Genomic DNA, 5,015 nt, shown 5'->3' on the forward strand with positions numbered 1-5,015 from the left:
GCGCTTCGCTGGTCGGGCCGCAGGGCGCGGTATCGCTGGCGGTGCCGGGTGACCTGATCTTTTCGGGTGGCGGCGGGCCGGTGCCCGAAAGCATCGACGCGCCGATGGTGTTCGCGGGCTATGGCCTGCATCTGCCCGAAGCGGGGCATGATGATTTTGCCGGCCTCGACCTCAAGGGCAAGATCGTGGTGGTCGTCTCCGGCGGTCCTGCGACCCTTTCCGGCGCGCTCAAATCCCACGCCCGCTCCGAACGGGCCGCCTGGCTGGCGAAGCAGGGGGCGCTTGGCCTGATCCAGCTCGTCACGCCCGGTCAGGTGGAAATCCCATGGAGCCGCCGCATGGCGCTGGCCGGTCAGCCCGCCCTGTTTTTCCGCGACGCAGCCTTGCGCGACACCGCCGCGCCCTTTGTGAATGCGCAGATCGACCCTGCCCGATCGGCGCTGCTCTTTGCCGGATCCGGCCATGATTTCGCGGAGATCGCCGCCGCCGCCGATCGATCCGCTCCCTTGACCTCTTTCCCGCTGGCCCAGCGTTTCGACGCCAGCGTTGCGGCCCGGCGCGCCGATCTCTCATCGCCCAACATCATCGCCGTCATGCCGGGATCGGACCCGCATCTGAAAAGCCAATATGTCGTCCTGTCCGCCCATCTCGACGGTTATGGCATCGGCACCCCGGTCAAGGGCGACGCCATTTACAACGGCGCGCTCGACAATGCCTCCGGGGTTGCGAGCCTGCTCGAAATCGCGCGCGCCCTGCGCGAGGGGAAGGCGAAGCCGAAGCGCTCGATCCTCTTCGCTTTCGTGACGGCGGAGGAAAAGGGGCTGCTCGGCTCGACCTATTTCGCCCGGCGTCCGACCGTGCCGCGCAAGGCGATGGTGGCCGATCTCAATTTCGACATGGCCTTGCCGATCTTCCCCCTGACCAGCGTGACGCCGATCGGCTATGATCAGAGCAGTCTGGGCAAGGATGCGGAGGCGGTGAGCAGGGAAATGAGCCTGCCGATCACGCCCGATCCGTTCCCGGACCGGAATGTTTTCATCCGTTCCGATCAATATAGCTTCATCCGCGCCGGCATACCCGCGCTGTTCTTCAAATATGGGTTCAAGGCCGGAACACCCGAAGCGCAGGTGGAAAAGGCCTGGCGCGCCAATATCTACCATTCACCCGGGGATGATGCGGATCAGCCGGTGATGCCGGCGGAATCGGTCAGGCTGAACGATTATGTCGCCGCCGTTACCCTACGTGTCGCCAATGCGCCGGGACGCCCGGCGTGGAACAGGGACAGCTTCTTCCGTCGCTTCGCCCGATAGGTTTCTCGCGCTTGATCGAGTGGGAGGAGGAGCCTACACCCCGCCCATGACCAACGCCTCCTATCCGGCGCTTCGCCTGCGCCGCACCCGCGCCTCGGCCTGGAGCCGGGCCATGCACGCCGAAAATCGCCTGAACCCCAGCGACTTCATCTGGCCGCTGTTCGTCACCGAAGGGAGGCAGGTGGAAGAGCCGATCAAGTCGCTCCCCGGCATCTCCCGCTGGTCGGTGGACCTGTTGGTCGAACGTGCGAAGGAAGCCCAGGCAGCTGGCATCCCTTGCCTCGCCCTCTTCCCCAATACCCAGGCTGACCGTCGCAGCGACGACGGGGCGGAAGCGCTCAATCCCGACAATCTCATGTGTCGCGCCATCCGCGCGATCAAGGATGCGGTGCCCGATATCGGGATACTGACCGACGTGGCGCTCGATCCCTACACCGCCCATGGTCAGGACGGTCTGCTCGACGAAGCGGGCTATGTCGTCAACGACGCCACCATCGACGTCCTTATCGGCCAGTCGCTGAATCAGGCGGCGGCGGGCGCCGACATCATTGCCCCCAGCGACATGATGGACGGCCGCGTCGGCGCCATCCGCGAGGCGCTGGAGGAAGAGGGGCATGCCAATGTGCAGATCATGGCCTATGCCGCCAAATATGCGAGCGCCTTTTACGGCCCGTTCCGCGATGCGGTAGGTTCCAGCGGACTGCTCAAGGGCAACAAGAAGACCTATCAGATGGACCCCGCCAACAGCGAGGAGGCGCTGCGCGAAGTCGCCCTCGACATTGCCGAGGGTGCCGACAGCGTGATGGTGAAGCCGGGCCTGCCCTATCTCGACATCATCGCGCGGGTGAAGGACGCCTTCGCCGTGCCCGTCTTCGCCTATCAGGTGTCAGGCGAATATGCGATGCTGGAGGCTGCGGCCGCCGCGGGGGCAGGGGACCGCGATGCGCTGGTGCTGGAAACGCTGATGGCGTTCAAGCGCGCCGGTTGCTCGGGCGTCCTCACCTATCATGCGCTCCACGCTGCGCGCCTTCTGGGAGCCTGACATGACGGATCATCCTGAAGTGACCATTTTGCCCTTCAACGGCAAAACGCCGGTCATCCACCCGAGCGCCTTCATTGCGCCCGGCTGCCGGATCATCGGGGATGTGGAGATCGGTCCCGACGTCAGCATCTGGTATAATTGCGTGATCCGCGCCGACGTGAACTTCATCCATATCGGAGCGCGCACCAATATCCAGGACGGCACGGTGGTTCATTGCGACAGCCCCGGCGACCATATTGATGGCCGCCCGTCCGATGGCTGGCCGACGATCATCGGAGAGGATGTGCTGATCGGCCATATGGCGATGGTCCATGGCTGCATCCTGAAGGATCGCGCCTTTGTGGGCCTTGGCGCCATCGTCATGAGCGGCTGCACGGTGGAAAGCGACGCCATGCTCGCGGCGGGCGCGCTGCTCTCTCCGGGGAAGACGGTTCCTCACCGCCAGCTCTGGGCTGGCCGCCCCGCCAAATATATGCGCGATCTGTCCGATGAAGTGCTGATCGACATGCGCGAGGGCGTCGAGCATTATGTCCATAATGGGAAGGCGCATAAAGGTGCTGTGAAAGCGGCGTTTTCGGCCGAATAGGGTCAACCCCGTTCCTCCCCTTCGCGGGGATGACAAAGACGCTTCAAGGTTGCGCCAACCGCCCCTTCAGCGCATCCAGCCGGTCATTCTGCCCATCGACGATCGCCAGCACCGAAACCCGCGCGGAATCGATGGTGTCGATCCCGCCGCTGACCTTGCCTTCGGACACGGCGTTGCTGCGCTCGACATAAAGCACGTCAAGGCTCGCGAGCGCCGACACGCTGTCGTTGCGCGCCGATTCCAGCGCGCTCAAGGCGGTCTGCGCGGCTACCCAGGCTTCGCTGGAAACCGCCGATCCGGAAGCCGCGCGAGCCGCCTTGTCCGCGGCGGGCCAGGCCTTGTCGAACGCCATACCGCCTGCCTGCGCCTGCGCTGTCAGCCGGTCGACATTCCGCACCAGTTCAGGTTCTGGCGCGACCGGTGAAGGCTGTGGCGCTGCTTCGGCAATGGGCGCGCCCTCTATGGCCCGCTTGGCGAGCGACGGATAGCCTTGGAAGGTGCTGGCGCAACCAGACAGAAACAGGGCCAGGGAAGGAAGCAGCCGACGTAGGTTCATGATGTGCATCTAGGATCGCAAGGCCTGGGAAGCAACTGCTCTCAGCGCGGTAGAGCCGCCGCTTCCCGCGCCAAAGCCTCGATCTTTGCCGCATCGATCGGGCCCTTGGGCACGACCCAGCTGCCGCCGACACATTTGATGAAGGGCTCGGCCAGCCATTTGGGCGCGCTTTCCGGTGTGATCCCGCCGGTGGGGCAGAAGCGCGCCGTGTGCAGAGGCGCGGCCAGAGCCTTGAGCGCGGGCAACCCGCCCGACGTTTCCGCGGGGAAGAATTTAAAGTGCGACAGCCCCATGTCCATGCCACGCATGATGTCGCCCGCCGTCGCGGTGCCGGGCAGGAAAGGAATGTTCGCCGCGATCGCCGCTTTACCCAGAGGCTCCGTCAGACCGGGGCTGACGATGAATTTCGCGCCCGCCTCCATCGCGGCGTCGAGCTGCGCCGGATTGAGCACTGTGCCCGCCCCGACCACGGCACCTTCGACCTTCGACATTTCGCGGATCACCTCCAGCGCGGCCGGTGTCCGCAGCGTCACTTCCAGTGCGGGCAGCCCTCCCTTCACCAGCGCCTGCGCGATCGGCAGAGCATCCTCGACCCGATCGACCACCAGCACCGGGATCACCGGGGCCAGTTCCATCACCTGTTCAACGCTCAAGACCATTATTTCTTCTCCCGAAAGGCTGCGGCGGCGCCGTACAGCCCGATTTCATCATGCAGGGCAAGGCGGATCGGCACGGATTTCATCAGGCTTTCGAACCGACCCTTGGCGGTGAAGCGCTGATGGAACCCGCTATGCGGCAGCAATTCGCGCATCCGCTGCGTCAGGCCGCCCGCCAGGACGACCGCATGCGGCCCCTGCGCCAGCGCGAGATCGCCAGCAACCGACCCATAGGACATGCAGAAGCGATCAAAGGCTGCCCGTGCAAACTCGTCGGTCCCCTCGATGGCCGCCTGCCAAAGCTCGGCATCCTCCATCAGCACGACCCGGTCATGGCCGATGGTCGCCATCGCCTTGTAGATATTGTTGAGGCCCGGCCCGGACACGATCCGCTCGGTCGACACGCGCAGGAACTTGTCGCGCAGATAGGCGAGGATTTTCTCCTCCAGCGGATCGAGCGGCGCGAAGTCCAGATGCCCGCCCTCGGTCGCGATGACATGCGGTTCGCCATCGTCAAAGGCGATCATGGCGACGCCCAGGCCCGTGCCCGGTCCCAGGATCGTCACCCCGCCATCGCGCGGAAAGGGTTTATCCTCCCCGAACAGCAACGGTAGATTCTCCTGCGGCAGGCGTGCGACGGCATGGGCCACCGCCTCGAAATCATTGACCAGCCGCAGATGCTTCAGGCCCAGTTCCTCGTCCAGCGTATCGGGGCGAATGACCCAGCTGCTGTTGGTCAGCTTGATGACGTCCCGCCCGATGGCGGTGGCAAAGGCGATGGAAGCGGACGTCGGCAGCGTGCCCCCTTCAACCTCGGCAAAGGCCGCCCAGCAGGCCTGAAGGCTGGGAAAATCCGCTACTTTAT

At 64.8% G+C, this 5,015-nt stretch carries 6 protein-coding genes; 3 read left to right on the top strand and 3 right to left on the bottom strand.

The features are described 5' to 3' along the window. The 3 genes from RUH75_RS23265 to RUH75_RS23275 all read left to right on the top strand — a co-directional run. Positions 1 to 1,310, top strand: a 1,310-nt coding sequence (locus RUH75_RS23265; protein WP_313809583.1) for a M28 family metallopeptidase, incomplete at its 5' end; no start/stop codon positions are given. A gap of 46 nt (positions 1,311 to 1,356) precedes the next feature. Then, the gene (gene hemB / locus RUH75_RS23270) at positions 1,357 to 2,352 is read left to right on the top strand and encodes a porphobilinogen synthase (protein ID WP_313809584.1); all 996 of its coding nucleotides are present in this window, start codon (positions 1,357 to 1,359) and stop codon (positions 2,350 to 2,352) included. A 1-nt stretch (position 2,353) separates the two neighbouring features. Beyond that, positions 2,354 to 2,938, top strand: a complete 585-nt coding sequence (locus tag RUH75_RS23275; RefSeq protein WP_313809585.1) for a gamma carbonic anhydrase family protein — start codon at positions 2,354 to 2,356, stop codon at positions 2,936 to 2,938. A gap of 43 nt (positions 2,939 to 2,981) precedes the next feature. Here RUH75_RS23275 and RUH75_RS23280 read toward each other — a convergent pair whose 3' ends face one another. The 3 genes from RUH75_RS23280 to RUH75_RS23290 all read right to left on the bottom strand — a co-directional run. Continuing rightward, positions 2,982 to 3,494 (bottom strand): hypothetical protein, encoded by a 513-nt coding sequence (locus tag RUH75_RS23280; protein ID WP_313809586.1) that lies wholly within the window; start codon positions 3,492 to 3,494, stop codon positions 2,982 to 2,984. 41 nt (positions 3,495 to 3,535) lie between these two features. Further along, the gene (gene eda, locus RUH75_RS23285) at positions 3,536 to 4,153 is read right to left on the bottom strand and encodes a bifunctional 4-hydroxy-2-oxoglutarate aldolase/2-dehydro-3-deoxy-phosphogluconate aldolase (RefSeq protein WP_313809587.1); all 618 of its coding nucleotides are present in this window, start codon (positions 4,151 to 4,153) and stop codon (positions 3,536 to 3,538) included. After that, positions 4,153 to 5,015 (bottom strand): glucokinase (locus RUH75_RS23290; protein ID WP_313809588.1); only part of this gene is annotated, 863 nt, incomplete at its 5' end. The genes RUH75_RS23290 and eda, both read right to left, overlap by 1 nt.

The organism is Sphingobium sp. (assembly GCF_032153725.1).
GTDB lineage: Bacteria > Pseudomonadota > Alphaproteobacteria > Sphingomonadales > Sphingomonadaceae > Sphingobium.